Here is a 23124-nt window from a genome sequence, read left to right as displayed (position 1 = left end):
AAGTTATTTTCAAAAAAAACTGAAACTGGTGTAAACTACGCACCTGAATATAAACGAAAGTAAGTCAATTAGTGATTTAACCTCGTTTAAGCTATCCCTCTAACTCTTAGCCGTGGAAACCAGCAATGTCAGATTTAAATACGATTCAAACCCTCACCATTACACGACCAGACGATTGGCATATTCATTTACGCGACGGTGATCAATTGGTCGATACTGTCCGTGATGCAAGCCGCTACATGGGTCGTGCGATTATTATGCCTAATCTTGTTCCACCGGCTACCTGTACCGATAGTGCATTGGCGTATTATGAGCGTATTAAAGCGGCTGGCCCACAGGGTGATTTTGAACCACTAATGGTGCTTTATCTCACTGATAAAACGAGCCCAGAAGAGATAAAAAAAGCAAAAGCAACAGGAAAAATTGTTGCTGCAAAGCTTTACCCTGCAGGTGCGACAACAAACTCTGACTCGGGTGTTACATCAATTAAGAATATTTACCCAGTTCTAGAAGCGATGCAAGACGTCGGTATGTTATTACTTGTTCATGGTGAAGTGACAGATTCATCGATAGATATATTTGACCGTGAAAAAGTGTTTTTAGAAACCATTCTTGCCGATGTTGTGAATGATTTCCCAAGCTTGAAAATTGTCCTTGAGCATATCACCACAAAAGATGCGGTAGAGTTTGTTAATAGCGCACCAGATAATGTTGCTGCAACAATTACAGCTCATCACCTTTTATACAATCGTAACCATATGTTGGCAGGCGGCATTCGTCCACATTATTACTGTTTACCTATACTGAAGCGCAATATCCATCAGCAAGCGCTGATTGCGGCGGCGACAAGTGGCAGTAAAAAGTTTTTCTTGGGAACCGACTCTGCACCGCATTATAAAGATAAGAAAGAGGCTGCTTGCGGTTGTGCGGGTGCTTATACCGCACATGCAGCGATTGAACTCTATGCAGAAGCGTTTGAGGAAGCGGGGGCTTTAGATAAGCTAGAAGGCTTTGCGAGTCATTATGGCCCTGACTTTTACGGTTTGCCGCGCAATTGCGATACCATCACGTTAGTGAAAGAAAGTTGGACAGTGCCTGCTACTTATAAATTAGGCGATTCGCAGGTAGTGCCTATTAAGGCCGAAGCGCAAATGGACTGGCAAGTAAAGTAAGATAAAATAAAGAAATAAAAGCCCATCAAAGTTGATGGGCTTTTTTCATTGTAATTTAATTGTTTAGAAATACGCCTGTCATATTTTTAAAACTGAAGGTTGACCTTAAAATAATTTTCGATTAATAGAGCTAAAAGACATTTATTGTGTTAGTCTTAAGTTGCTTTGAGTTTTTGCGTATTGAATTTACGGATAATGTGCGGCTTGTACGGTTACCGGTTGGTTATTAGTTCTTCCTGTACTTTACCCCAAGTTTATTGGGCATTCACTCAGGGAGGATAGAGCCATTATGGCTGAATTTTAATAATTGACTTACAGGAAAATTTGGTATGTCAAACACGGTTACTGGTAAAGTTAAGTTCTTCAACGAAGCTAAAGGCTTTGGTTTTATTGAACAAGAAAATGGTCCTGACGTATTCGTACATTTCAGTGCTATCACAGGTACAGGCTTCCGCACTCTTAGCGAAGGCCAACAAGTATCTTTCGGCATCAAACAAGGTCAAAAAGGCCCTGAAGCTGAGAACGTAGAAGTAGCATAATTTTTTATGTGAAACTTAGTACATTTTGGTGAAACAGTTTCTGTTTCACCAAAATTCATTCTTAATAAACACACTTCCTCTGCATAATTTAATCAATTACTTCTCATGTACCGAAATTATATTCCTCCAAAGGCATTAATTTAGGTTTTTTATATCAGCCATTCGGCTATAAGTTAAATAACTATTCCTTAAAAGCTACTCTCCATAACTAAAGTATTATATGCTTTGCGCAGGATCTATTTAATGTGACATTGATAGTTGTGTAATTTGGTAGTTTTTATCACTCAAGTTACGATTTCAAACTGGCGATAATAAGTTTGAAGATATTTTCAACAATCTGAAAATTTCCCGCTAAACTTAGTACAACTCGAACGTAGAAAAAATACTGAGTAATTCATACTTGTTTGATAAAATATAATGAAGGTTTGCTAATTGATGAGCATAGGAAACAATATTCTGCTGGTAGACGATCACCCGATGGTGGCAACAGCAATTAAAATGGTGCTAGCGAAGTCAACTCTCGTAAACGAAGTTCAAGCTGTTGCAAGTCAAAAGGAGGCGCTGCAGTTTTTAAAGAATAATAATGTTGCGCTAGCGATTCTAGATATTGAACTAGAAGACTCCGACGGCTTTAGTTTATACAAGCGAGCTGTCAGTGGCGGTTTTACTGGGAAAGTGTTGTTTTTGTCAGCTAAGCAAGACAAACACATTATTCGTACCGCTGCTAAATTAGGTGCACAAGGCTTCGTTAATAAAGCAGAAAGTTTAGAAGACATTTCGTCAGCTGTTGAAATGATTTTGCGAGGTTACACGTTTTTTCCACAAGACCACTTAGTGGCCTGTGAAAAAGACATTGATGAGCTGCTTACTGAGCGTGAACTTGCGGTAATGAATTATTTATTGCAAGGGCTATCCAATAAAGATATCGGTGAGAAGCTATTTATTAGCAATAAAACAGTGAGCACCTATAAAGCAAAGATTTTTGAAAAGCTTGAGGTAGACTCAATAATATCGTTGGCAAAGCTTGTAAAAGATCGCGCGGTATTCTAACCAATTTCTTGATGACACATAACACGCTCACTGTATTCATCCTTCCAGTCGGAAGGGTGAATTGCCTGCTTATTGAACATTAATCTCTTTTTAATGCATAAAAATTCTTCAAAACCGTTTTGTTCGAAAAAAAAGAGATTTTTTTTTTCACTTATCTTTACCTATTTAAACTTTTATTAAATGTTACATTTATGTTTAAGTTTGAATCTAATCTGAACGGAATGATTGCCAATCAAGGGTTATAGAACCTTAACGCGAACACCTCTGTTATATTTTTGTTAATTCATTGTTTTGGCTATTTTCATAGCAACGACGAGTGGCCAAATTTTTCCGATGAAACCCGAACATCAAGTTGACAGACTCTAATGCATTTAGCATTATTGGAGGGTTGATATCTATTAAAAGATATCAGGGTTGTCCTCTTCGGAGGATAATTAAATTATAAAAGTAACATTACTTAATTGGTTGGGAACTATGTCTGTTAAAATCAGAAAGAGTCTTGTAGCATCTGCGTTGGTTGGCGCTTTTGCATTTGCAAGCAGCAATGTGATTGCAGATCCTTTGAAAGATGTGCAAGATGCAGGTCAACAAATTCAAAAGGCTGCTGTTAAGTCTCAAACTAAAATTGACAATGTATATGGTCAAACTCAAGAGCTAATCGCTGAGTACCGTAGCGTTGTTGATGAAACTGAGCTAATGAAGGTTTATAACGATCACGTAGCACGTTTGGTCGCTGACCAAAACGCTTCTATCGAATCGTTTGACCGTCAAATCGCAACAATCGATAACACGAAACAAAACGTTGTGCCTTTGATGTATCGCATGATCGATACGCTTGAGCAATTCATCAAAGCGGACGTTCCGTTTAATCTTGAAAACCGTCTAGCACGTGTTGAAAGACTTCGTGACATCATGGCGTCAGCATCAGTTACTACATCTGAAAAATTCCGCCAAGTTCTTGAAGCTTACACTGTTGAAACTGCGTACAGCTCAGCTGTAACTGCTGCTCAAGGTACTCTTGAGATCGATGGTAAGAGCATCAACGTTGACTTCGGTCGTTTAGGTCGTATTACTTACGTAGCTCAGTCTTTTGACCTTAAGCATGCGTGGGTATGGGATAACAACACTAAACAGTGGAAAGAATTAGGTGAAGAATACCTAAAACCTGTTAAAGAAGTTATTCGTATGGCGCGTAAACAAGCGACATTAGAACTTGTTAAACTACCAATCTTTGGCGCGGAGTAATCAATAATGAAGAAACTATTTAAAGGTTTTGCTGTTGCAGCAGTACTATCTGTTTCTGCAGGTACCGCGCTTAATGCACATGCAAACACTGATGCTTTAGACAAAATTCTTGAGCAAGTTAAGCAAGAACGTATCTCTGAAGGTAAATTAAATAAGCAACGTGAACAAGAGTTCCTTTCAGCTCGCGCTGACAAGCAAGCGTTACTTAACAAAGCGAAAAGTGACCTAGCTGCTGAAAAAGCGCGTGGTGACCGTTTAGCTAAAGAATATGCTCAAAACGAAAATACTTTAGCTGAGAAAGAGCAAGCTCTTTTAAATGCACAAGGTACGTTAGGTGAGATGTTCGGTGTTGTACGTCGTGCAGCAGCTGATGCAATCGGTTCAATCGAAGCATCACTTGTTTCTGCTGAAAAGCCAGGACGTGCTGAAGTACTTCGCTCATTAGCTGCAGCGAAAGAGCTTCCAACAGTTCGCGAATTAGAAGAGCTTTGGATTTCACTTCAAACTGAAATGACTGAGTCTGCAAAAGTTTCAACATTTGAAACTGAAGTTGCTGGTCTTGACGGTTCATCTTCTGTGAAAAAAGTAACGCGTATCGGTAACTTTAACTTAGTAACTGATGATGGTTATTTAATTTACTCTCCAGAAACGAAAGCAATCCAACCTCTAGGTAAGCAACCTGATAGCTACATCCTAGCGGGTATTAGCGATTTAGAAAATACATCTGCTGACAACTATGCTGGCGTATACATCGACCCGACTCGTGGCGCGATCTTACGTATCAATACGCAGAAGAAATCGTTAATGGAATACTATGAGCAAGGTGCTGAAGTTGGTTATATCATCACAGTATTATTACTTGTTGGTCTACTAATCTTCGTAGTACGTTTCGTTGATCTTGCGCTTACTAGCACTAAGATTAAGAGCCAGCTTAAAAACCTTTCTACTCCGAATACAAACAACCCACTGGGTCGTATTCTTAAGGTTTATGCTGACAACAAGAATCAAGACGTTGAAAACCTTGAGCTTAAACTTGACGAAGCTATCCTACGTGAAACGCCTCGCATCGAAGCTGGTATCAACATCATCAAGATCTTGGCAGCAATCGCACCATTACTTGGTCTACTAGGTACGGTAATCGGTATGATTCTTACGTTCCAAACAATCACATTGTTCGGTACGGGCGATCCGAAGATCATGGCTGGTAATATCTCTCTAGCACTTGTAACTACAGCGTTAGGTCTAATTGCAGCTCTACCACTTATCCTACTTCACTCAATTGTTGCTGGTCGTAGTAAGTCGGTTTTACATGTCCTTGATGAGCAAAGCGCTGGTATCATCGCAGCTCACGCGGAGAAGGAGAAAGCCTAATGCTAGTCCTGATGGAGATCTGGGAATCTATCAGGGATTTTGTTGGCACAGGCGGCCAGGTTTTATACGTGGTCGCGATAGCACTCTTTCTTATGTGGGTTTTAATGATTGAGCGCTATTGGTTCCTACTAGCTGAGTTTCCTCGTATGACGAAGGATATTGTAGCTCAGTGGGATGCCCGCCAAGACACTACGTCTTGGTACGCACACAGAATCCGTGAAGCATGGATTTCTGAAGCGTCTGAAAAATTAGATCAGCGTATGTTGTTGATTAAGACATTGGTAGCTATTTGTCCTTTAATCGGTTTATTAGGTACTGTAACGGGTATGATCGCGGTTTTCGAAACCATGGCTACTCAAGGTACTGGTAACGCACGTTTAATGGCATCAGGTATTTCAATGGCAACAATCCCAACAATGGCTGGAATGGTTGCGGCACTATCTGGAGTGTTCTTCAGCTCACGCCTTGAAGCGAGAGCAAGAATGGCGAAAGCTAAACTTGTAGATAGCATGCCTCATCACTAGAGAGAGAATTAAATATGGCACGTAAACAACGTTTTCGTGAAGAAGAAGAAGCAGCGGTTGACATGACGCCAATGCTTGACATCGTATTTATCATGCTTATTTTCTTTATCGTAACTACATCGTTCGTTAAAGAGGCTGGTATCGAAGTCAATAAACCTAAGGCAGCCCAAGCTACGAAGCAAAAAAATGCAAATATTTTTGTTGCTATTCGTGCTGACGGTGCGATCTGGATTGATAAACAACAAGTAGACGTTGAACGTGTTTCAGCTAAACTTGAAAGTTTATTAGCAGAACAACCTACTGAAGTTGTAATTTTGCAAGCTGATAAAGAAGCAAAACACGGCGTAGTAGTTAAAGTTATGGACCAGATCAAAGCGACGGGTGATAACCTTAAAATTTCAATAGCTGGAGATCAGTAATGATTCGTTTTCTGTTTTCACTGATTGCAGGTGGGGCAGTTACTTTCGGCTTGTTCTACTTCATGGCGTACCTCATCTCCGGTGGAGCTGATCGTGCGACTGAACAAAAAGAACAGATTGTAGTCGAAATTATGACGAATCCGCCTGAATCTAAGGTGCAGGAGAGGAAGCGTGTTCCGCCTCCGCCTCCGCCACCGCCAAAGCAGCCGCCTAAGCCGCAGCCGCCTCAGCCGGAAAACAGCAACCCTAACACTGGTGGTTTGTCATTTAATATGCCAAGCATCGATGTGGGTGGCACAGCTGGAGGCCTAAGTGGTCCAGGTGCATTTGGACGTGATGGTGATGCGACACCTATCGTTCGTATTGAACCAAAATACCCTACGCAAGCAGCGCGTGACGGTAAAGAAGGTTGGGTTCAACTTTCATTTACTATCAATGAAGTAGGTGGTGTAGAAGATGTTGAAGTGATCGACGCTGATCCAAAACGTATCTTTGACCGCGAAGCTAAACGTGCACTTCGTAAGTGGAAATACCGTCCGAAAATCATCGATGGTAAACCACAAAAACAATTTGGTCTTCAAGTACAACTAGACTTTAAACTTAACCAAGGCAACTAAGGAGGCGAGTAATGAGAAATTTATCTAAAGTAACAGCACTTGCGCTTCTTATGACTCTTTCAGGTGTGGTTTTCACTGCACCTGCTTTAGCAGCGCCAGATTACGCGAAGATTGAAGCGCGTAAAAAAGCAAAAACTAAAGTAATGGGTGAGCGCGTTGGTAAGAAAGTTATTAAAGCATTCGACCTGTACAATGAAGAGAAGCTTGATGAAGCGATTGCATTACTTAAAGAAATTGATCCATCGGATGAGTTTGATAAGGCAACTGTTGATCGCTACCTAGGTCAAATGTACGCTCAAAAAGAGCAGTACAAACTGGCTATTAAGCATGTCGCAGCGGCGGTGAAACCTGATGTATTAAACTTTGCTGACCAATCTCAAGGCTTAAAACTGTTAGGTGACATGTACGCGGGTACTGAGCAATACGCAAAAGCAAAAGATGCGTATTACGCTTGGATGGACTTCACAGGTGAAGAAGACGACAAAGTTTACACTCGTATTGCGCAAGCAAACTATGAGTTAAAACAGTTTAACGACGTTCTTCCAGCTGCAAACAAAGCAATCAAATTGGCGGAGGAGCCTTCTAAAGCTTCTTACCAATTAAAGCTAGCTGCCTATTTTGAACTTAAACAGTACAAAAACATGGTAGAAGTAGCGGAAGAGATTGTTCGTGTTTGGCCTGAAGACAAAAAAGCCTGGGTTGGTTTAGGTAAATACTACCTTCAAACTGAAGACTTCAAGAAAGGTCTAGCGACCATGGAAGTTGCCTATAAAAATGGCTATTTTGAAAACGAAGTTGAATACAAAGTACTTTCTAACTTTTACTCGTTAAACGAAATTCCTTACAAAGCAGCTATTGTGCTTGAAAAGGCAATTAACGAAGAAAAAGTGGTTCGTAACAAGCAAAATATCAGTGCAGTGGCATCTAACTATCACCGCTCAAAAGATATTGAGAAAGCAGCTAAGTACTATGAAGAAGCGGCTAAATTTGATGACGATGCAGAGCTTTATCGCAAAGCAGGTTCATTACTTTTACAATCGCAAAATTATGGTGCAGCCGTTGTTCGTTTGAACAAGGCATTAGAGTTAGGTTCTGATAAAACGGGATCTATCTATACAGACTTAGCTGAAGCTTATTACTACCAAGAAAAGTATAAGCAAGCGTATGCTGCTATTACAAAAGCAATGGATGATCCGCGCACGCGCAAATTTGCGAAGAGCTGGTCGACCTACATCAAAGATAAAGCCGCTCGCAACGGTGTAAAAATCTAATTGATGTTGTTTTAAAATAAAAAGCCCCTCTGGGGCTTTTTTTATGGAATTTTATTATGATAAGACAGATCGTTTTGTTGTTATTAGTCAGTGTCATGTTATCTGCTTGCAGTGAGCAAAGTGATCGCTTTAGCACGTATACCGAAGGACAACAGCAAATTGGCAATATAAATAATCTTTTATCAACCCAGCTAGACAATGGTGGCAAAACATATTGGCCATTTTCTGAAGCGTACTTACAGGCTCGTCATCTTGCTTATCAAGGCTTAGCAAATGTTGAGTTGAGTTATTCACAGCAAGCGCAGTTAAATTATTTAATTATTGCGCAGCGATATCCAGAACGATTTTTTGTATGGCCCGTACAGCGTGATGTGATAAGTAATGCTATAAAGCAAGATGATTACACACCGGAAGCGCTCGGCAAGTGGATAGAGCGAGTAGAAACAAAACTCATAGAGGCTGAGCAAAGTAATTTAAGGCTTAATAAGCTTGAGCTAAAGTTGTTACGCAGTATGGTGGTATCTCACCTCGATAATAATAATGAAAATGTCGTGATGGCACTAACGAAGCTTAATCAATATTTAGCGCAATACAAGCCTCGAACAAAACTGGGGTTAGTTGGGCTTGCGAATGGTAAGGATTGGTATCAAAGTAAACTTAATTATTTTGCCAATACAACAAAGCCACCCTTGTCTTGGTTAAGTGAGATTCAGCACTTACTAAAAGAAAAGCCCACAGTCAATTTGTCATTACCTGTTTTTTCATCACATAACAAGCCACTCGTGTTGCAGTATTTGGAGGACGGCGATTTACATGCTGGGCTTGACTGGCAATTAGATTTCATTGATGCCAAACGAAGTAAACGTCAATTGAATCAAGATGAACAATACTTTTGGTCTGTAATGATGGAAACCGATTTAGGGATTCATTATCACACTTGGAATGAGCAACAAGCACGTGTAAATTTAATGAAGCGTTTAAGTGTTAATCAGCAGCAGGCTGATTGGCTAATCGAAGATATTGTACTTTATCCTGCAATGAGCTTTATTTTTGCGCGTTAACTAGGTTATCTATTCAACACTGCGCTTTAAGGAGCGCAGTGTCGGCAGCGTTGGCTTGCAGGGTCTGCAATTAAACGCTCATTATCAATTTTTTCCTCACAGTCACAGCAATAACCATATTGACCAATATCAATTTGGCACAGTGCTGCTTCGAGTTTTTCTAACCGAGATATCAATATTTGAAATTCGGGTCCGAGATTATTCGCTGTCATTTCTAACCAAACAGAAGGCGGGTTATCCTTAAGTTGCGAGAGTAGTAGCTGATGGTGACCTTGATTAGAACTAGCCAACATATCAAGTAAACGTTGTCTAACCTGCGCCAGTTCCGCAGATAGCTTTGTTTGGATTTCAGTATTGTTCATCGCGTTTGTTCCAAGTGGGCAATACTTTAATTATCCAACAAAAGCGATCCATTAGTTATGATTTGCATCAAAACTAGGCGCTTTGGCATACTTTCTTAGTACATTTGCAACGTCATCTTTCGCTTTTAAACGTCTAATTTCATCAAAAAGTGTATGTGCTTGTGGGTATTGGCGTTTCAGATAACCAAGCCACTGCTTGGTGCGAGAAGCAAAATATTTTTCACACTTACTCTCGTCTTGGTGCATTGATGAGTGAATAATGTGGTAAATAACATGTTCCCATTGCAGTGGAGTATATGTTTCATTGTTTACATGCGCTTTAATTTGCATTGCAAGATCTGGCATTGCCAAGGCGCCTCTGCCAAGCATTAAGTTTTGACATTGACTACGAATCTGGCACAGCATTGCGTCTTCGACTTGCCATATTTCACCATTAGCCACTACAGCAATATCTTTATTTTTAATTAATGGCGGGATTTTTTCCCAGTATGCAGGAGGGTTGTAGCCATCACGTTTTGTTCTTGCATGGATAGCGAGGCTAGATGCACCCGCGCTGACTACCGCATCAACGATTTCTTGGCTATTACTATCATCATCAAAACCCAGTCTAATTTTAGCGCTTACTTGATGTTTGCTATCTACAGCATCGCGAACCGTTTTAATGATGTCGTACATATGCTCCGGATCTTTCAATAGTACTGCGCCGCCTTTACTTTTATTGACCGTTTTTGCGGGGCAACCAAAATTTAGGTCAATACCGTGTGAACCTAAGCTAATCGCCTTTACAGCATTTTCAGCTAATGCATCTGCAACCTGACCAAGTAGCTGAATTCTCACTGGTGTTCCAGCACGGGTGTAGCCATCTGTTTTTAATTCAGGGCAGTAGCGATGAAATACACGTTCTGGAAGTGTTGCATCAACAACACGCACAAATTCAGTCACGCATAAATCAAACCCACCTATGTCAGTAAGAAGCTGTCTCATTTTAAAATCGACAACGCCTTCCATTGGTGCTAAAACTAGTTGCATAATACCATTAAACTTAATGAAAAATTGGACGCGTATTTTACCTGCAATTAGCAACTTGATAAATCGTAATTTGCTTTGTAGGGCGATTTACTAAAATAATTGCATAAATATGAAATTAATTTTTAATCGTCGGGTCTTGTCTAATATACCTTATAAAAAAGAGAGTCATCGTATGAACACAGTTAAGAAAAACTCAATTGCATTAACATTAGGCGCCGTTGTTGTGGGTGCATCAAGCTTTGTAGCCACAGATGTAAATGCAAACCCATTTGAGTTCCAACAAATGCAAGCGGGTTACCAGCTTGATGCTGCTGAAGGCAAATGTGGCGAAGGTAAATGCGGTGCCGAGAAAAAGGCAGAAAAAGAAGGCAAATGCGGCGAAGGTAAATGCGGTGCCGAGAAAAAGGCTGAAAAAGAAGGTAAGTGCGGCGAAGGTAAATGCGGCGCTGACAAAAAAGCAGCCAAAGAAGGTAAGTGTGGCGAAGGTAAGTGCGGCGCTGACAAAATGGCATCTAAAAAAACAGCCAAAGAAGGCAAGTGTGGCGAAGGTAAATGTGGCGCTGACAAAATGGCATCTAAAAAAGCAGCCAAAGAAGGCAAGTGCGGTGAAGGAAAATGCGGCGCTGACAAAATGACATCTAAAAAAGCAGCCAAAGAAGGCAAGTGTGGCGAAGGTAAATGTGGCGCTGACAAAAAGGAATCTAAAAAAGCTGCTAAAGAAGGTAAATGTGGTGAAGGTAAGTGTGGTTCAAACCACTAAGCTTTTACTTAGCGAGTAAAAGGGCCATTTAGGCCCTTTTTAGTAGGAGATGATATGTCATTTGAATCGACCTTGGATTTTGGCCAAATTGGTTTAGGACTTCGACGTGAAATGCTTGATGATATGCTCGCAGGTGTCCCAAAGCCAATTGATTTCTTAGAAGTGGCACCAGAAAACTGGTTGAAGCTAGGCGGTCGTTTTGCTAAACAGTTTAAGCAACTTACAGAGCAACATGCATTTATTTGTCATGGTTTATCGTTATCAATCGGCTCACCTGCAGCGCTGGATGTCGAGTTTGTAAAATCATTAAAAGCCTTTTTTAAAGAGCATAACATACGCTTGTTTAGTGAACATTTAAGCTATTGTTCGGGAGAGGGTCATATGTATGATTTAATGCCAATTCCTTTTACTGAAGAAGCTATTAAACATGTTGTTTCACGTATTAAACAGGTTCAAGATATTTTAGAGCAGACTATCGCTATCGAAAATGTGTCGTACTATGCGGCTCCAGGCCAAGAAATGACGGAGCTTGAATTCACAAAAGCGATACTTGAAGAAGCCGATTGCCAACTTTTACTCGATGTTAATAATATCTATGTAAACTCAATAAATCATGGCTACGATGCAACGCATTTTTTAATGGGCTTGCCTAGCCATCGAATAGCGTATGGACATGTTGCGGGGCATTATACTGAAGCTGAGGATTTATTAGTCGACACGCATGGCTCACCCGTTATAGACCCTGTTTGGCAGCTGCTAGAAAAGGCGTATGATGTGCACGGTGTGTTTCCAACACTGCTTGAGCGTGACTTTAATATACCGCCAATGAATGAGCTTCTTGCTGAGCTGGCAATTATTAATAACTTACAACGAGCAGCTTTAAAAACAAATCAACCAACGGTGAAACAAAGTGCCTAGTCATTTTATTGAAGTCCAACAGCAATTTATGGCGCATATCCGTGATCCTGCTCACAACGCAAAACCAGCTGATGTTGAAGAGCGACGAATGGCGATTTATCGTGACTTATTTTTCAATAATGTTGATGGTTTTGTAAGTTCAGCATTTCCTGTTTTAAAAAGTTTGTATAAAGAAGATGATTGGCAACAAAGAGTGCGGCAGTTTTTTAGTAAACATGATTGCAGTTCCCCGTTTTTTTTAGACATTGCAGGAGAGTTTTTACAGTTTCTTGCTGGCAGCTACACAAAGCAAAAAAACGATCCGCCATTTATGCTCGAATTAGCCCATTATGAATGGGTTGAACTCGATGTATCGGTGTCACATCAAGGTAGTCATGAAATAAATTTAGAAGCTAACCAAGTTGCGCGTGCAGGTTTATATTTAACCAGTTTGGCTCGTAATTTAAGTTATCTTTACCCAGTACATACAATCAGTCAGGATCATCAACCTACAGTGCCTGCCAGCGAACCTTATTATTTTGTTGTGTATCGCGATAACAACGATGAGGTACAATTTCTCTCAACAAATGCAATGACCGCTTTATTGTTAAGTATTATCGAATCACAACCCGGTATTGATTTAGCTGAGGTATGTCAGCAGGTTGCAAAACATGCTCCACAATTTACATTAGAACAGCTGTATCAAGGAGCATTAAGTACACTGAGTTCAATGGCTGAACGAGGCGTCATTGTCACTCAGCGAGCACCTTAAAAAACAGCATAAACGCTTTATTGATGTAAGCACTTCGACTATTATGTGCGCTTTGTTTTATCGTGCTTAATAGAAAGGTAGTAATTATGTCGAATGATAAAGACTTTAAAGATCCGTTCAACGCAACGTATTTTATTGCGTTCCTAGCAGTGTTTGCTGGTATTGGTTGCCTTAACGCTATCCTAGGCTGGATCACCGCTTTATCTTAATATGCGTATGCAAATTTAAGACATCAGGCTGCATTATGCAGCCTTTTTTGTGCTTATTTCAAAACTTGCTACCGACTTTTAAATAAGGCGATGTTATACTCGCAAGCTTTGTTATATTAACTATTGAGCAGTATAAATTATGACTCAAGCAACTTCAGCGCTCATTAAACAGAGCATTGCAACTATCGCTGATTACCCTAAGCCAGGTATTATGTTTCGTGACGTAACAACCTTAATGGCAAACGCAGACGCTTTTAAAGCAACAATTGATAGCTTTATTTCTGCGTACAAAGATCAAGGATTTACTAAAATCATTGGTACAGAATCACGTGGCTTTATTTTTGGTGCACCCCTATCTTATGCGCTGGGTATTCCGTTTATTCCTGTGCGTAAACCAGGCAAGCTTCCGCGTGAAGTCATTTCGCAAAATTACCAATTAGAGTATGGTGAAGATACACTTGAACTTCATACTGATGCTATCGTTGCAGGTGATAAAGTGTTATTAGTAGATGACCTACTCGCGACAGGCGGCACAATTGAAGCAACGGCTAAACTTGTTGCTAAATTAGGTGGTCATGCAACCGATGCTGCTTTCGTTGTTTCATTACCAGAGCTTGGTGGAGAGCAGCGTGTTGCACAAATGGGCATTAAAATTCTAAAGTTGGTTGAATTCGAAGGCGAATAATTAATGAGTTATCAGGTTCTAGCAAGGAAATGGCGACCACAAACCTTTCACGAGTTAGTGGGACAGTCTCATGTTAAGCAAGCGTTAGTGAATGCATTAACACAAAACAGACTTCATCATGCTTATCTCTTTACTGGAACCCGTGGGGTGGGTAAAACAACCATCGCACGTATATTTGCTAAAAGTCTAAACTGCGATAAAGGAATTTCTGCAGAACCTTGTGGTCAATGCTCAAGCTGTACCGACATTGAAGCGGGTCGCTATATTGATTTATTAGAAATCGATGCTGCATCGCGTACCAAGGTAGAAGACACCCGTGAAATCCTTGATAACGTGCAATATGCACCAACGCGAGGTCGTTATAAGGTTTACCTTATCGATGAAGTTCACATGCTTTCAAAGCACAGTTTCAATGCGCTACTTAAAACATTGGAAGAGCCGCCAGAGCATGTGAAATTTTTATTAGCCACGACCGATCCACAAAAACTGCCAGTGACAATTCTATCGCGCTGTTTACAGTTTAATTTAAACGCGTTATCACAATCAGAAATTCATGATCAACTTGCTCATGTTCTTAATCAAGAACAATTAAGCTTTGATGATAAATCGTTGTCTATCCTTGCTAAAGCCGCCGATGGCAGTATGCGAGACGCCTTAAGCTTAACCGATCAGGCTATTGCTCAGACAAACGGTAATATTAATCATCAAGCTGTTCAAACCATGCTTGGTTTGATGGATACACATTACAGTCAAACCATGTTAGCAGCCGTTTTATGCCAAGATGGTGATGCACTTCTGGCCGAAGTGAAAGCGGTTGTCAGTCGAAACCCAAATTTTGTCGCCTTATTGGATGATTTAATTGCACTTACTCACCTTATTCAGCTTGTGCAATTAGTCCCCAGTGCCGCTGCACTTGATGAGACTAACCGAGACTTTATTGAGCAGGTTGCACAAACAACCGATGCTCAACAAATGCAAGTGTATTACCAGTTGCTGTTAAATGGTAAAAAAGATTTGCAATGGGCACCGGATGCAAAACTAGGGTTTGAAATGATCATGTTGCGTTTGTTGGCATTCCAACCGACACAATTTGCGCAAAGCCAAACACCGACAAATAGTCAACAGCAGGTGAAACCAAGTGGTGCAGGTGCACTACGTGATATCTTAAAAAAATCATCAGCTCAGCGTGAACAAGCAGCATCCGAGCAAACGTCTACGGCAGTAAACCAAGCACCTTTGCAGCCACAGCCAATAAAAGCCGAGCCTACGGTTACACAAGCGGCAGCACCACAGATTGACCTAAAACCTGAACAAAAAGTCGATAATACAGCTGAGCAGTCACAACAACCTAGTCAATCTTTTGATACGTCAGGGAGTTCTGATAAACAGTCAGCGGCTTCTTTGTATCAACAAAATAGTACCGATACGCCTGATATGCCAGCGACAGAATACTATGATGATTACGATGCTCAAATGGACTCATCGCTTGCAGCGCAATATGATGATGTGATGAGTAGCGCTTATGATCAGGGTTTTATTGCTAACGAGCCAGATGTGCAACCACTGCCGCAGGCAGAGCAAACAGCGCCTGTGCAATTACAACAGCAGCAAAGCTTGGCTCAATCGGCAATTGCACGTATTTTAAAAGATCGTAATATTTCTGGTGCAGGGCGTTTAAGCGGTGCTGCAAGTCAAACTGACATAAAGCCAGAGCCCGCGGAATCGACAGTACATGAGCCAACGCAACATGGTTCAGCATCAACGAATTTTCAACCTCAGCAGCAAACAGTGGCTGCTGATGTAAAAAAGCCAAGCCCCCAGCCGACGGGGGAGAGCAGTCATAAAGTAAAAAAAGTCGACTTTAAAGCAAAGCATCAAACCATAACAGAAAATTTAGCCCCTGAGTTGCTTGAGCAGATTAATCCACAAAAAGCACCGGAGCCTGTAGCAGAAGAGCCTAGTATTCCTGTTCCTGATGATTTTGAAAGCCCGATCAGCAGTATTAAATTTGCACACGAACAAGATGAATGGGCTTATTTAATAAAACGTATGGGACTAGGTGGGCGTATGCGTCAATTTGCGCTACATTCTATTTTCACAAAGAATGATCGTCAGCTTCATATTGAAGTCGACTCTTCACAACGTCACCTCGACAGCGCCGTACTAAGACAAAAGCTCAACGCAGCGTTAAGCGAGATTTATGGCCATAATGTAGAGCTCAATATCGACTTTGCAGATGGGGTGATAGATTCGCCTTATTTGATTCAGCAAAAGATTGATGCAGGCCGTCATCAACAAGCAATAGATGTAATAAATAGCGATGAGAACATTGTGCAATTTCAACAATTATTTAGCGCAATAATCGACGAAAACAGTATTCAGGCATTGTAATTACACACAATAGCCCTTATCTTCATGCCAATTAAAGTAGTTTAGAAAGAGAGACAGTTATGTTTAAAGGTGGAATGGGTAACATGATGAAGCAAGCGCAGCAAATGCAAGAGCGCATGCAAAAAGCCCAAGAAGAAATCGCAAACCTAGAAGTTGTAGGTGAAGCAGGTGCAGGCCTAGTTAAAGTAACGATGCTAGGTAACCACAATGTACGTCGTGTAGAGCTTGACGAAAGCCTAATGGAAGACGACAAAGATATGATCGAAGATTTACTTGCAGCAGCATGTAATGACGCTGTACGCCGTGTTGCCGAAGAAACACAAGAGCGCATGAGCAAAGTAACTGGCGGTATGCAATTACCACCAGGTATGAAAATGCCATTCTAAGTGAACATTTATGCAACTATCGCCTAGTTTAACACAGTTAATTGAAGCACTGCGCTGCCAACCGGGTATTGGCCCGAAGTCAGCACAGCGTATTGCTTTTCATTTACTTGAACGCGACCGCCAAGGGGGTAAACAACTTGGCCACGCACTCACAAAAGCAATGGATGAAGTAGGGCACTGTCAGTCTTGTCGTACCTTCACAGAGCAGCCTGTGTGCGATATTTGTTCAAGTGTTAAACGCCAAGATAGTGGTTTATTGTGTGTGGTTGAATCGCCAACCGATGTACTTGCTATTGAACAAACCGGACAATATCAAGGGCTTTACTTCGTTTTAATGGGTCACTTGTCACCAATTGATGGCATAGGCCCCAAAGAAATCGGCCTTGATATCCTAGAAAGTAAACTGCAAAACGGCGGCATTAATGAGGTGATCCTCGCAACCAACCCAAGTGTTGAAGGTGAAACCACAGCCCATTATATTGCAGAGCTTTGTCACAAATACCAAGTGAATGCTTCACGCATTGCTCACGGTGTGCCAGTTGGTGGTGAGCTTGACTTGCTTGATGGCATGACCCTAATGCATGCCTTTAGCGGGCGACGCGCAGTAAATCAAAACTAATACCCAAAACGGTATCAAAAGCCTGCTTAATGCAGGCTTTTTTGTGTTTTATCTCCAATTTACCTGCAAATTTAATTTTTTGCCTTGAAGTTCCTAAAGCCTGCCCCATATATGAGTCATAGTGCAGATAAGACACTTTGTTAATTGGAGATTTACACAATGACTGCAGCACAAAAAGAAACATTAGGCTTTCAAACAGAAGTCAAACAACTATTAAACCTGATGATTCATTCTCTTTATTCTAATAAAGAGATTTTCCTACGTGAACTCGTATCAAACGCGTCAGATGCGGCAGATAAATTACGTTTCCTTGCGCTTTCAAATGGCGATTTATATGAAAACGATGCCGACTTAAAAGTACGTATCAGTGCCGATAAAGATGCAAACACAGTGACTATTACTGATAACGGTATCGGTATGAGCCGTGAAGATGTAATTAACTCATTAGGTACGATTGCAAAATCAGGCACGGCAGAGTTTTTTCAAAACTTAACGGGTGACCAAAGCAAAGATTCACAATTAATTGGTCAATTCGGTGTAGGCTTTTACTCAGCATTTATCGTTGCGGATAAAGTAACGGTACGCACCCGTAAAGCCGGTGAGAGCCAAGGTATTGAATGGCAATCAGCTGGTGAAGGCGAATACACGCTACAAGAAATTGATAAGCCAACCCGTGGTACTGAAATTATTCTTCATTTACGTGAAGACGAAAAAGAATTTGCTGATGAATATCGCTTACGCAGTATCGTTACTAAATACTCTGACCATATTTCAATTCCTGTTGAAATGTACAAAGCAGAAGTACCAGAATCTGAAGGTCCTGATGGCGAGAAAATCCCAGCACAACCAGGCGAATGGGAAGGTATTAACCGCGCAACGGCACTGTGGACTCGCGACAAGTCAGAAGTAACAGACGAAGAATACAAAGAATTCTATAAACATATTGGTCATGATTGGGAAGAGCCATTAAGCTGGGCGCATAACAAGGTTGAAGGTAAAACTGAATACACAAGCTTGTTATACATCCCGAAAAAAGCACCATTCGATTTATGGAATCGTGACCGTCAAACAGGTTTAAAACTGTATGTGCAACGCGTTTTCATTATGGATGATGCTGAGCAATTTATGCCAAGCTACCTGCGTTTTGTGAAAGGTCTACTTGATTCAAATGACTTACCACTTAACGTATCGCGTGAAATCTTACAAGATAACAAAGTGACACAAGCAATCCGTAAAGGGTGTACATCGCGTGTCCTTAAAATGCTTGAGCGCATGGCTAAAAACCGTGAAGAAGATTATCAAACGTTCTGGAACGAGTTTGGTCAAGTGTTAAAAGAAGGCCCAGCAGAAGACATGGCAAACAAAGAAGTTATTGCTAAGTTGCTGCGTTTCTCTTCAACACACACAGACGAAAGCACACAAAATGTATCGCTTGATCAATACATTGAGCGTATGAAGCCAGAACAAGATAAGATCTACTACGTGGTTGCTGATTCATTTGCTGCGGCAAAAAATTCACCGCACCTAGAAATCTTCCGTAAGAAAGGCATTGAAGTATTGCTACTAAGTGACCGTGTTGATGAGTGGATGATGAGCTACCTAACAGAGTTCAACGAAAAATCATTCCAGTCAATCACTCGTGGTGACTTAGACCTTGGCAACATGGATGATGAAGAAACCAAAAAAGCGCAAGAAGAGTCAGAAAAAGAAGTGGCAGGCTTAGTTGAACGTATTAAGACAGCCCTGGGTGATAGTGTTAAAGATGTACGCTTTACGCACCGTTTAACCGACTCGCCTGCCTGTGTTGTTGCTGATGAGCATGACATGAGCTCGCAAATGCAAAAACTAATGGAATCAGTAGGTCAAACAGTGCCTGAGCAAAAGCCAATTTTTGAGCTTAATCCAGAGCACCAACTTGTGAAGCATTTAAATGTTGAACAAGATGAAGACAAGTTTACTCAGTGGTCACATGTCCTACTTGACCAAGCATTACTGGCTGAGCGCGGTACCTTAAAAGACCCTGCTGGCTTTGTAACTCGCTTGAATAAACTAATGCTAGATTTAAGCAAGTAAGCGTTTTTACAGTTTGAATTAGAAAAGGAAGCCCAGCTTCCTTTTTTATTGCCGCTAATATAGGCAATTGGTATAAGTTACTTGAGGTATAGCCTCAGTTGTGGAAGAATTCAGGCTCTAAAAACAAAACTCCACTGATCGACCATAATTAAAGATTAGTATCACACAGAGGACAATGATATGCGCATTATTCTTTTGGGCGCGCCGGGTGCAGGTAAAGGTACTCAAGCTCAGTTTTTGATGGACAAATACGGTATTCCACAAATTTCTACGGGCGATATGCTGCGTGCAGCAATCAAAGAAGGTACACCGCTTGGTCTTGAAGCTAAAAAAGTAATGGATGCAGGTCAATTAGTATCTGATGAAATCATTATTGGTCTTGTTAAAGAGCGTATTGCAAAGCCTGATTGTGAAAAAGGTTTCTTGCTAGATGGTTTCCCACGTACTATTCCTCAAGCTGATGCAATGAAAGAAAATGGCGTGGTTGTTGACCATGTTATTGAATTTGATGTTGCTGACGAAATCATCGTTGAGCGCATGGGCGGTCGTCGTGTACACCCAGGTTCTGGCCGTGTATATCATGTTGTTTACAATCCACCAAAAGTAGATGGTAAAGACGATATCACAGGTGAAGACCTTATTATTCGTGATGACGATACTGAAGAAACAGTACGTAAACGTTTAGGTATTTACCACGACCAAACTAAACCACTTGTTGACTATTACCAAGCTGAAGCAAAAGCGGGTAACACTCAGTACCACAAACTGGATGGTACACAAGCTGTTGAAGCAGTAAGCCAACAACTTGGTGAACTACTTGGTTAATCTTAGGATTAACTAAGCAAAAAAACCGCCTGTTGGCGGTTTTTTGTTTTTAGTATCGCTGAGGTTATAGCTTTTTCAGTGCATCAATTGCGCTGTCGTAATCGGGCTCTTTAGAGAGGTTATCGACAAGTTGTTTGTAAACGATTTTGTGTTCCTTATCTAAAACGAACACTGCACGGGTTAATAACCCCATATCCTTAATGATCAAACCATAGTTTTGACCAAAGTCACGCCAAACAGAGTCAGACAATGCCGTGACCTTATCGATATTTTCGGCTTTACAAAAGCGTTTTTGCGCAAAGGGTAAATCAGCACTTAATGTTAGCATTGCAATGCTGGGAAACTCAGAAGCTACTTTTTCATTAAAATGTTTTGTTTGAATACTGCAAACGCCCGTATCAAGGCTTGGCACAACACTTAATAATACGGCTTGCCCTTGATAGTCGTTGAGAGTGACAGGGGTGAAATTACCATCTACGACCTTGAAGTTAGGGGCTTGCTGACCTACTTTAACACCTTGTCCAAGTAATGTGACGGGTTTCGATTGTGCAGAAACTTTGCCAGCATCTAAACTATTTTCTACTAAATCATTGGCATAACTGAATGTACAAACTGCTCCAAGAGCAAACATAAGAGGGCGTAACAACATTACTTCATTCCTTCAAATTAACGCATTTAACATCAGTGTATTATACTGAACCAATAGCTCCAAGGTTTACCACAATTTAAAATTGTAAATAACCTGTAGTTTGATTAACATGTGTGCGTAGTCCGATTTTTGTTTATAAAAATAATAATAAAGTTAGTGCATTTTGTATTAGCTAGTTCAAAAGTGCGTATTTAGAGAGAATATATGTCAACATCGGTATTAGTTTGTGATGATTCAAAATTAGCGCGTAGACAATTAGCGCGCTCTTTACCTGATGATTGGGATATAAAAGTCGAATTTGCTGAAAACGGCATTCACTGTATTGAACAAATTAAGCGTTTACAGCCCGAAATTTTATTTCTTGATTTAAATATGCCCGAAATGGATGGTTATGAAGTGTTGCAAGCCATTCAAGATCAAGGCTTACATGTATTAACCGTTGTCGTCTCGGGCGATATCCAGCCAAATGCGCATCAACGCGTGCTTGAACTTGGCGCAATCGATTTTATTCAGAAACCCTGCTCAGCAGAAAAGCTCGCGAACATTATTGAACATCATGGTATTAAAGACAAAGCCATGCGGGAGCGCTTAGCAAATAAGCTAGGTGAGCAAGTCGACCCCGATGTACGTGACATATACCAAGAACTCACCAATGTTGCTATGGGCCAAGCAGGGGACTTATTAGCACGTTTATTGAATGTGTTTGTAAAGCTTCCAATTCCGAACGTAAATGTACTTGAAGTCAATGAGCTTGATATGGCCTTGCGGTCGATTGATGCCAATGCCTCAACGTCAGGTGTGTGCCAAGGCTTTATTGGCGGTGGCGTGTCGGGTGAAGCGTTATTGCTGTTAAATGATTCGAGTTTTAAAGAAATTGCTTCGTTAATGAATTACGAAGGAGAGCTTAACAATAAAGTTGAGCTTGAACTGTTAATGGATGTCAGTAACATCTTAATAGGCGCTATTTTGAGTGGGCTGTCAAAGCAACTTGATATGCGTTTTAGTCAAGGTCATCCGGTGGTGTTAGGTCAGCATTGTGATGTGTCTGATTTGGTTAAAGCCAATAAATCACGTTGGCAACGAACTCTCGCCATTGAGATCAGTTACGGCATTGAAAATCACAACATTAATTGTGATCTTATGTTGCTGTTTACTGAGGACTCATTAAAAACTTTAAAATATAAAGTAGCTTATTTATTAGAAGACTAAACTATGCCTGCAGCCGATTTTAATATGAATGAACTCCATTGGTTAATGGATATGTTTAATACCGTTGATGTAGGCCTTGTGGTGCTTGATAGAGACTATAAAGTCTGCATTTGGAATGGTTTTATGGAAAACCATTCGGGTTTATTGCCAAGCGCAGTAAAAGACAAAGACTTATTTGATCTCTTTCCATCAATTGATGAAAAATGGTTTCGTAGTAAGTCTGAATCTGTGTTTATTCTTAATAATCGCTCGTTCACGATTTGGGAGCAGCAACCCTATATTTTCCGTTTTAAAAATTACCGTCCAATTACCGGTAAAGCGGATCATATGTATCAAAATGCTACCTTTATTCCGCTCACCACAACGACCGGCGAAGTATCACATATCTGTATTATTATTTACGATGTGACCGATGAAGCGGTGAATAAAAAAGAACTTGAAGACGTTAATGCGAAGCTCGAACAAATGAGTCGCACTGATGCATTGACACAGCTAACTAATCGCGGATTCTGGGAGCAAAAACTACGTAAAGAATACATGCGTATTTCCAGAAGCGGTGGCTGCAGTACGTTATTAATGTTTGATATCGACCATTTTAAAACCGTTAACGATGAGCATGGGCATCGTGCTGGTGATGAAGCACTGCGTCATATTGCTGATTTATTGAGAAAAACATTACGTGAAACTGATTTAGCAGGCCGTTATGGTGGTGAAGAATTTGCCGTAACTTTGCTTGATACGGATCATGAAGGTGCAATGATCTTTGCAGAGCGTTTACGTGCTCTTATTGAAAATTCGTCAATTTATTTTGGTGATAAACAAATTAAACTCACGGTGAGTATTGGCTTTGCGTGCTCTGATGAGAAAAAGTTTGAGCGTTATGAAAAGTGGATTGAAGCAGCTGATCAAGCCTTATACCACTCTAAACAAAATGGCCGTAATAAAGTGACGGCTTATTCAGACTTATGACACCAATTGCAAAACAAGAC

At 40.7% G+C, this 23124-nt stretch carries 25 protein-coding genes; 22 read left to right on the top strand and 3 right to left on the bottom strand.

Translation table 11 applies throughout. The features are described from left to right. Positions 1-125 precede the first annotated feature (125 nt). The 10 genes from pyrC (at position 126) to D0907_RS10100 (ending at position 9269) form a co-directional block, all read left to right on the top strand. Entirely contained in the window at positions 126-1172 is a 1047-nt protein-coding gene (gene pyrC / locus D0907_RS10145) for a dihydroorotase (RefSeq protein ID WP_075593165.1), read from the top strand. A gap of 329 nt (positions 1173-1501) precedes the next feature. Further along, positions 1502-1711, top strand: coding sequence for a cold-shock protein (locus tag D0907_RS10140; protein ID WP_036967526.1), 210 nt, complete (start codon positions 1502-1504; stop codon positions 1709-1711). A 435-nt stretch (positions 1712-2146) separates the two neighbouring features. Further along, positions 2147-2761: a response regulator transcription factor gene (locus D0907_RS10135; RefSeq protein WP_036967529.1), complete on the top strand. Its 615-nt coding sequence runs from the start codon at positions 2147-2149 to the stop codon at positions 2759-2761. 474 nt (positions 2762-3235) lie between these two features. Beyond that, on the top strand, positions 3236-4006 hold the full coding sequence (locus tag D0907_RS10130; protein ID WP_036967533.1) for a DUF3450 domain-containing protein: 771 nt from the start codon (positions 3236-3238) through the stop codon (positions 4004-4006). Between the two features lie 6 nt (positions 4007-4012). After that, positions 4013-5377 carry a MotA/TolQ/ExbB proton channel family protein gene (locus D0907_RS10125; RefSeq protein WP_036967535.1) on the top strand — a complete coding sequence of 455 codons (1365 nt, stop codon included), beginning with the start codon at positions 4013-4015 and terminating at the stop codon, positions 5375-5377. Continuing rightward, positions 5377-5901, top strand: a complete 525-nt coding sequence (locus D0907_RS10120; RefSeq protein WP_036967538.1) for a MotA/TolQ/ExbB proton channel family protein — start codon at positions 5377-5379, stop codon at positions 5899-5901. The genes D0907_RS10125 and D0907_RS10120 overlap by 1 nt, the downstream gene beginning before the upstream one ends. A gap of 14 nt (positions 5902-5915) precedes the next feature. After that, positions 5916-6320 (top strand): ExbD/TolR family protein, encoded by a 405-nt coding sequence (locus D0907_RS10115; RefSeq protein ID WP_036967540.1) that lies wholly within the window; start codon positions 5916-5918, stop codon positions 6318-6320. Beyond that, positions 6320-6937 carry an energy transducer TonB gene (locus D0907_RS10110; RefSeq protein ID WP_036967542.1) on the top strand — a complete coding sequence of 206 codons (618 nt, stop codon included), beginning with the start codon at positions 6320-6322 and terminating at the stop codon, positions 6935-6937. Before D0907_RS10115 ends, D0907_RS10110 begins: the two co-directional genes overlap by 1 nt. 11 nt (positions 6938-6948) lie before the next feature. Beyond that, positions 6949-8208, top strand: coding sequence for a tetratricopeptide repeat protein (locus D0907_RS10105; RefSeq protein WP_036967545.1), 1260 nt, complete (start codon positions 6949-6951; stop codon positions 8206-8208). A 56-nt stretch (positions 8209-8264) separates the two neighbouring features. Further along, positions 8265-9269: a hypothetical protein gene (locus tag D0907_RS10100; RefSeq protein WP_118844417.1), complete on the top strand. Its 1005-nt coding sequence runs from the start codon at positions 8265-8267 to the stop codon at positions 9267-9269. A 26-nt stretch (positions 9270-9295) separates the two neighbouring features. On the opposite strand, the gene D0907_RS10095 is transcribed toward D0907_RS10100, so the two are convergent. After that, positions 9296-9631, bottom strand: coding sequence for a TraR/DksA family transcriptional regulator (locus tag D0907_RS10095; protein ID WP_036967551.1), 336 nt, complete (start codon positions 9629-9631; stop codon positions 9296-9298). Between the two features lie 51 nt (positions 9632-9682). Next, positions 9683-10660, bottom strand: coding sequence for a tRNA-dihydrouridine synthase (locus D0907_RS10090; protein WP_065978731.1), 978 nt, complete (start codon positions 10658-10660; stop codon positions 9683-9685). Between the two features lie 172 nt (positions 10661-10832). On the opposite strand from D0907_RS10090, the gene D0907_RS10085 reads away from it, so the two are divergent. From D0907_RS10085 to adk, 10 genes are all read left to right on the top strand, one after another. Further along, entirely contained in the window at positions 10833-11420 is a 588-nt protein-coding gene (locus tag D0907_RS10085; RefSeq protein ID WP_118844416.1) for an HvfA family oxazolone/thioamide-modified RiPP metallophore, read from the top strand. A 54-nt stretch (positions 11421-11474) separates the two neighbouring features. Continuing rightward, a complete protein-coding gene (locus tag D0907_RS10080; protein WP_118844415.1) occupies positions 11475-12338 on the top strand; it encodes an HvfB family MNIO-type RiPP peptide maturase in 864 nt (287 codons plus the stop codon). Next, positions 12331-13089, top strand: coding sequence for an HvfC family RiPP maturation protein (locus tag D0907_RS10075; RefSeq protein ID WP_259369851.1), 759 nt, complete (start codon positions 12331-12333; stop codon positions 13087-13089). The genes D0907_RS10080 and D0907_RS10075 overlap by 8 nt, the downstream gene beginning before the upstream one ends. Positions 13090-13175: 86 nt before the next feature. Then, positions 13176-13298, top strand: coding sequence for a hypothetical protein (locus tag D0907_RS21205; protein WP_256213662.1), 123 nt, complete (start codon positions 13176-13178; stop codon positions 13296-13298). A 139-nt stretch (positions 13299-13437) separates the two neighbouring features. Then, positions 13438-13983 carry an adenine phosphoribosyltransferase gene (gene apt, locus D0907_RS10070; protein ID WP_036967559.1) on the top strand — a complete coding sequence of 182 codons (546 nt, stop codon included), beginning with the start codon at positions 13438-13440 and terminating at the stop codon, positions 13981-13983. Positions 13984-13986: 3 nt separating this feature from the next. Next, complete coding sequence (gene dnaX, locus D0907_RS10065; RefSeq protein WP_075593167.1) at positions 13987-16374, top strand: DNA polymerase III subunit gamma/tau; 2388 nt, start codon at positions 13987-13989, stop codon at positions 16372-16374. Positions 16375-16433: 59 nt separating this feature from the next. After that, entirely contained in the window at positions 16434-16760 is a 327-nt protein-coding gene (locus D0907_RS10060; protein ID WP_036967566.1) for a YbaB/EbfC family nucleoid-associated protein, read from the top strand. A 10-nt stretch (positions 16761-16770) separates the two neighbouring features. Beyond that, a complete protein-coding gene (recR, locus tag D0907_RS10055; protein WP_036967569.1) occupies positions 16771-17379 on the top strand; it encodes a recombination mediator RecR in 609 nt (202 codons plus the stop codon). Between the two features lie 159 nt (positions 17380-17538). Continuing rightward, positions 17539-19452 (top strand): molecular chaperone HtpG, encoded by a 1914-nt coding sequence (gene htpG, locus D0907_RS10050; protein WP_036967589.1) that lies wholly within the window; start codon positions 17539-17541, stop codon positions 19450-19452. 180 nt (positions 19453-19632) lie between these two features. Then, positions 19633-20277, top strand: a complete 645-nt coding sequence (gene adk / locus D0907_RS10045; RefSeq protein WP_036967590.1) for an adenylate kinase — start codon at positions 19633-19635, stop codon at positions 20275-20277. Positions 20278-20341: 64 nt separating this feature from the next. Here adk and tpx read toward each other — a convergent pair whose 3' ends face one another. After that, positions 20342-20923 carry a thiol peroxidase gene (tpx, locus tag D0907_RS10040; RefSeq protein ID WP_065978729.1) on the bottom strand — a complete coding sequence of 194 codons (582 nt, stop codon included), beginning with the start codon at positions 20921-20923 and terminating at the stop codon, positions 20342-20344. Positions 20924-21130: 207 nt separating this feature from the next. Between tpx and D0907_RS10035 the strand changes: the two genes are divergently transcribed. Together D0907_RS10035 and D0907_RS10030 are read left to right on the top strand one after the other, a co-directional pair. After that, a complete protein-coding gene (locus tag D0907_RS10035) occupies positions 21131-22135 on the top strand; it encodes a response regulator (RefSeq protein ID WP_036967595.1) in 1005 nt (334 codons plus the stop codon). Between the two features lie 3 nt (positions 22136-22138). Then, on the top strand, positions 22139-23104 hold the full coding sequence (locus D0907_RS10030; RefSeq protein WP_036967597.1) for a sensor domain-containing diguanylate cyclase: 966 nt from the start codon (positions 22139-22141) through the stop codon (positions 23102-23104). Positions 23105-23124 lie beyond the last annotated feature (20 nt).

This window comes from Pseudoalteromonas lipolytica (assembly GCF_003515105.1).
GTDB lineage: Bacteria > Pseudomonadota > Gammaproteobacteria > Enterobacterales > Alteromonadaceae > Pseudoalteromonas > Pseudoalteromonas lipolytica.
The sequence above is the reverse complement of the archived record's forward strand: the minus strand, read 5'-3'. Positions and strand labels throughout refer to the sequence as shown.

Bases quoted from the DNA above. Each gene is read 5' to 3' on its own strand.
- D0907_RS10090 (WP_065978731.1), bottom strand. From the start codon at position 10,660: ATGCAACTAGTTTTAGCACCAATGGAAGGCGTTGTCGATTTTAAAATG.
- dnaX (WP_075593167.1), top strand. From the start codon at position 13,987: ATGAGTTATCAGGTTCTAGCAAGGAAATGGCGACCACAAACCTTTCAC.
- adk (WP_036967590.1), top strand. From the start codon at position 19,633: ATGCGCATTATTCTTTTGGGCGCGCCGGGTGCAGGTAAAGGTACTCAA.
- D0907_RS10140 (WP_036967526.1), top strand. From the start codon at position 1,502: ATGTCAAACACGGTTACTGGTAAAGTTAAGTTCTTCAACGAAGCTAAA.
- D0907_RS10110 (WP_036967542.1), top strand. From the start codon at position 6,320: ATGATTCGTTTTCTGTTTTCACTGATTGCAGGTGGGGCAGTTACTTTC.
- D0907_RS10135 (WP_036967529.1), top strand. From the start codon at position 2,147: ATGAGCATAGGAAACAATATTCTGCTGGTAGACGATCACCCGATGGTG.
- recR (WP_036967569.1), top strand. From the start codon at position 16,771: ATGCAACTATCGCCTAGTTTAACACAGTTAATTGAAGCACTGCGCTGC.
- htpG (WP_036967589.1), top strand. From the start codon at position 17,539: ATGACTGCAGCACAAAAAGAAACATTAGGCTTTCAAACAGAAGTCAAA.
- D0907_RS10130 (WP_036967533.1), top strand. From the start codon at position 3,236: ATGTCTGTTAAAATCAGAAAGAGTCTTGTAGCATCTGCGTTGGTTGGC.
- D0907_RS10060 (WP_036967566.1), top strand. From the start codon at position 16,434: ATGTTTAAAGGTGGAATGGGTAACATGATGAAGCAAGCGCAGCAAATG.
- D0907_RS10035 (WP_036967595.1), top strand. From the start codon at position 21,131: ATGTCAACATCGGTATTAGTTTGTGATGATTCAAAATTAGCGCGTAGA.
- D0907_RS10125 (WP_036967535.1), top strand. From the start codon at position 4,013: ATGAAGAAACTATTTAAAGGTTTTGCTGTTGCAGCAGTACTATCTGTT.
- D0907_RS21205 (WP_256213662.1), top strand. From the start codon at position 13,176: ATGTCGAATGATAAAGACTTTAAAGATCCGTTCAACGCAACGTATTTT.
- D0907_RS10120 (WP_036967538.1), top strand. From the start codon at position 5,377: ATGCTAGTCCTGATGGAGATCTGGGAATCTATCAGGGATTTTGTTGGC.
- D0907_RS10080 (WP_118844415.1), top strand. From the start codon at position 11,475: ATGTCATTTGAATCGACCTTGGATTTTGGCCAAATTGGTTTAGGACTT.
- D0907_RS10085 (WP_118844416.1), top strand. From the start codon at position 10,833: ATGAACACAGTTAAGAAAAACTCAATTGCATTAACATTAGGCGCCGTT.
- apt (WP_036967559.1), top strand. From the start codon at position 13,438: ATGACTCAAGCAACTTCAGCGCTCATTAAACAGAGCATTGCAACTATC.
- D0907_RS10100 (WP_118844417.1), top strand. From the start codon at position 8,265: ATGATAAGACAGATCGTTTTGTTGTTATTAGTCAGTGTCATGTTATCT.
- D0907_RS10095 (WP_036967551.1), bottom strand. From the start codon at position 9,631: ATGAACAATACTGAAATCCAAACAAAGCTATCTGCGGAACTGGCGCAG.
- pyrC (WP_075593165.1), top strand. From the start codon at position 126: ATGTCAGATTTAAATACGATTCAAACCCTCACCATTACACGACCAGAC.
- D0907_RS10030 (WP_036967597.1), top strand. From the start codon at position 22,139: ATGCCTGCAGCCGATTTTAATATGAATGAACTCCATTGGTTAATGGAT.
- D0907_RS10115 (WP_036967540.1), top strand. From the start codon at position 5,916: ATGGCACGTAAACAACGTTTTCGTGAAGAAGAAGAAGCAGCGGTTGAC.
- D0907_RS10105 (WP_036967545.1), top strand. From the start codon at position 6,949: ATGAGAAATTTATCTAAAGTAACAGCACTTGCGCTTCTTATGACTCTT.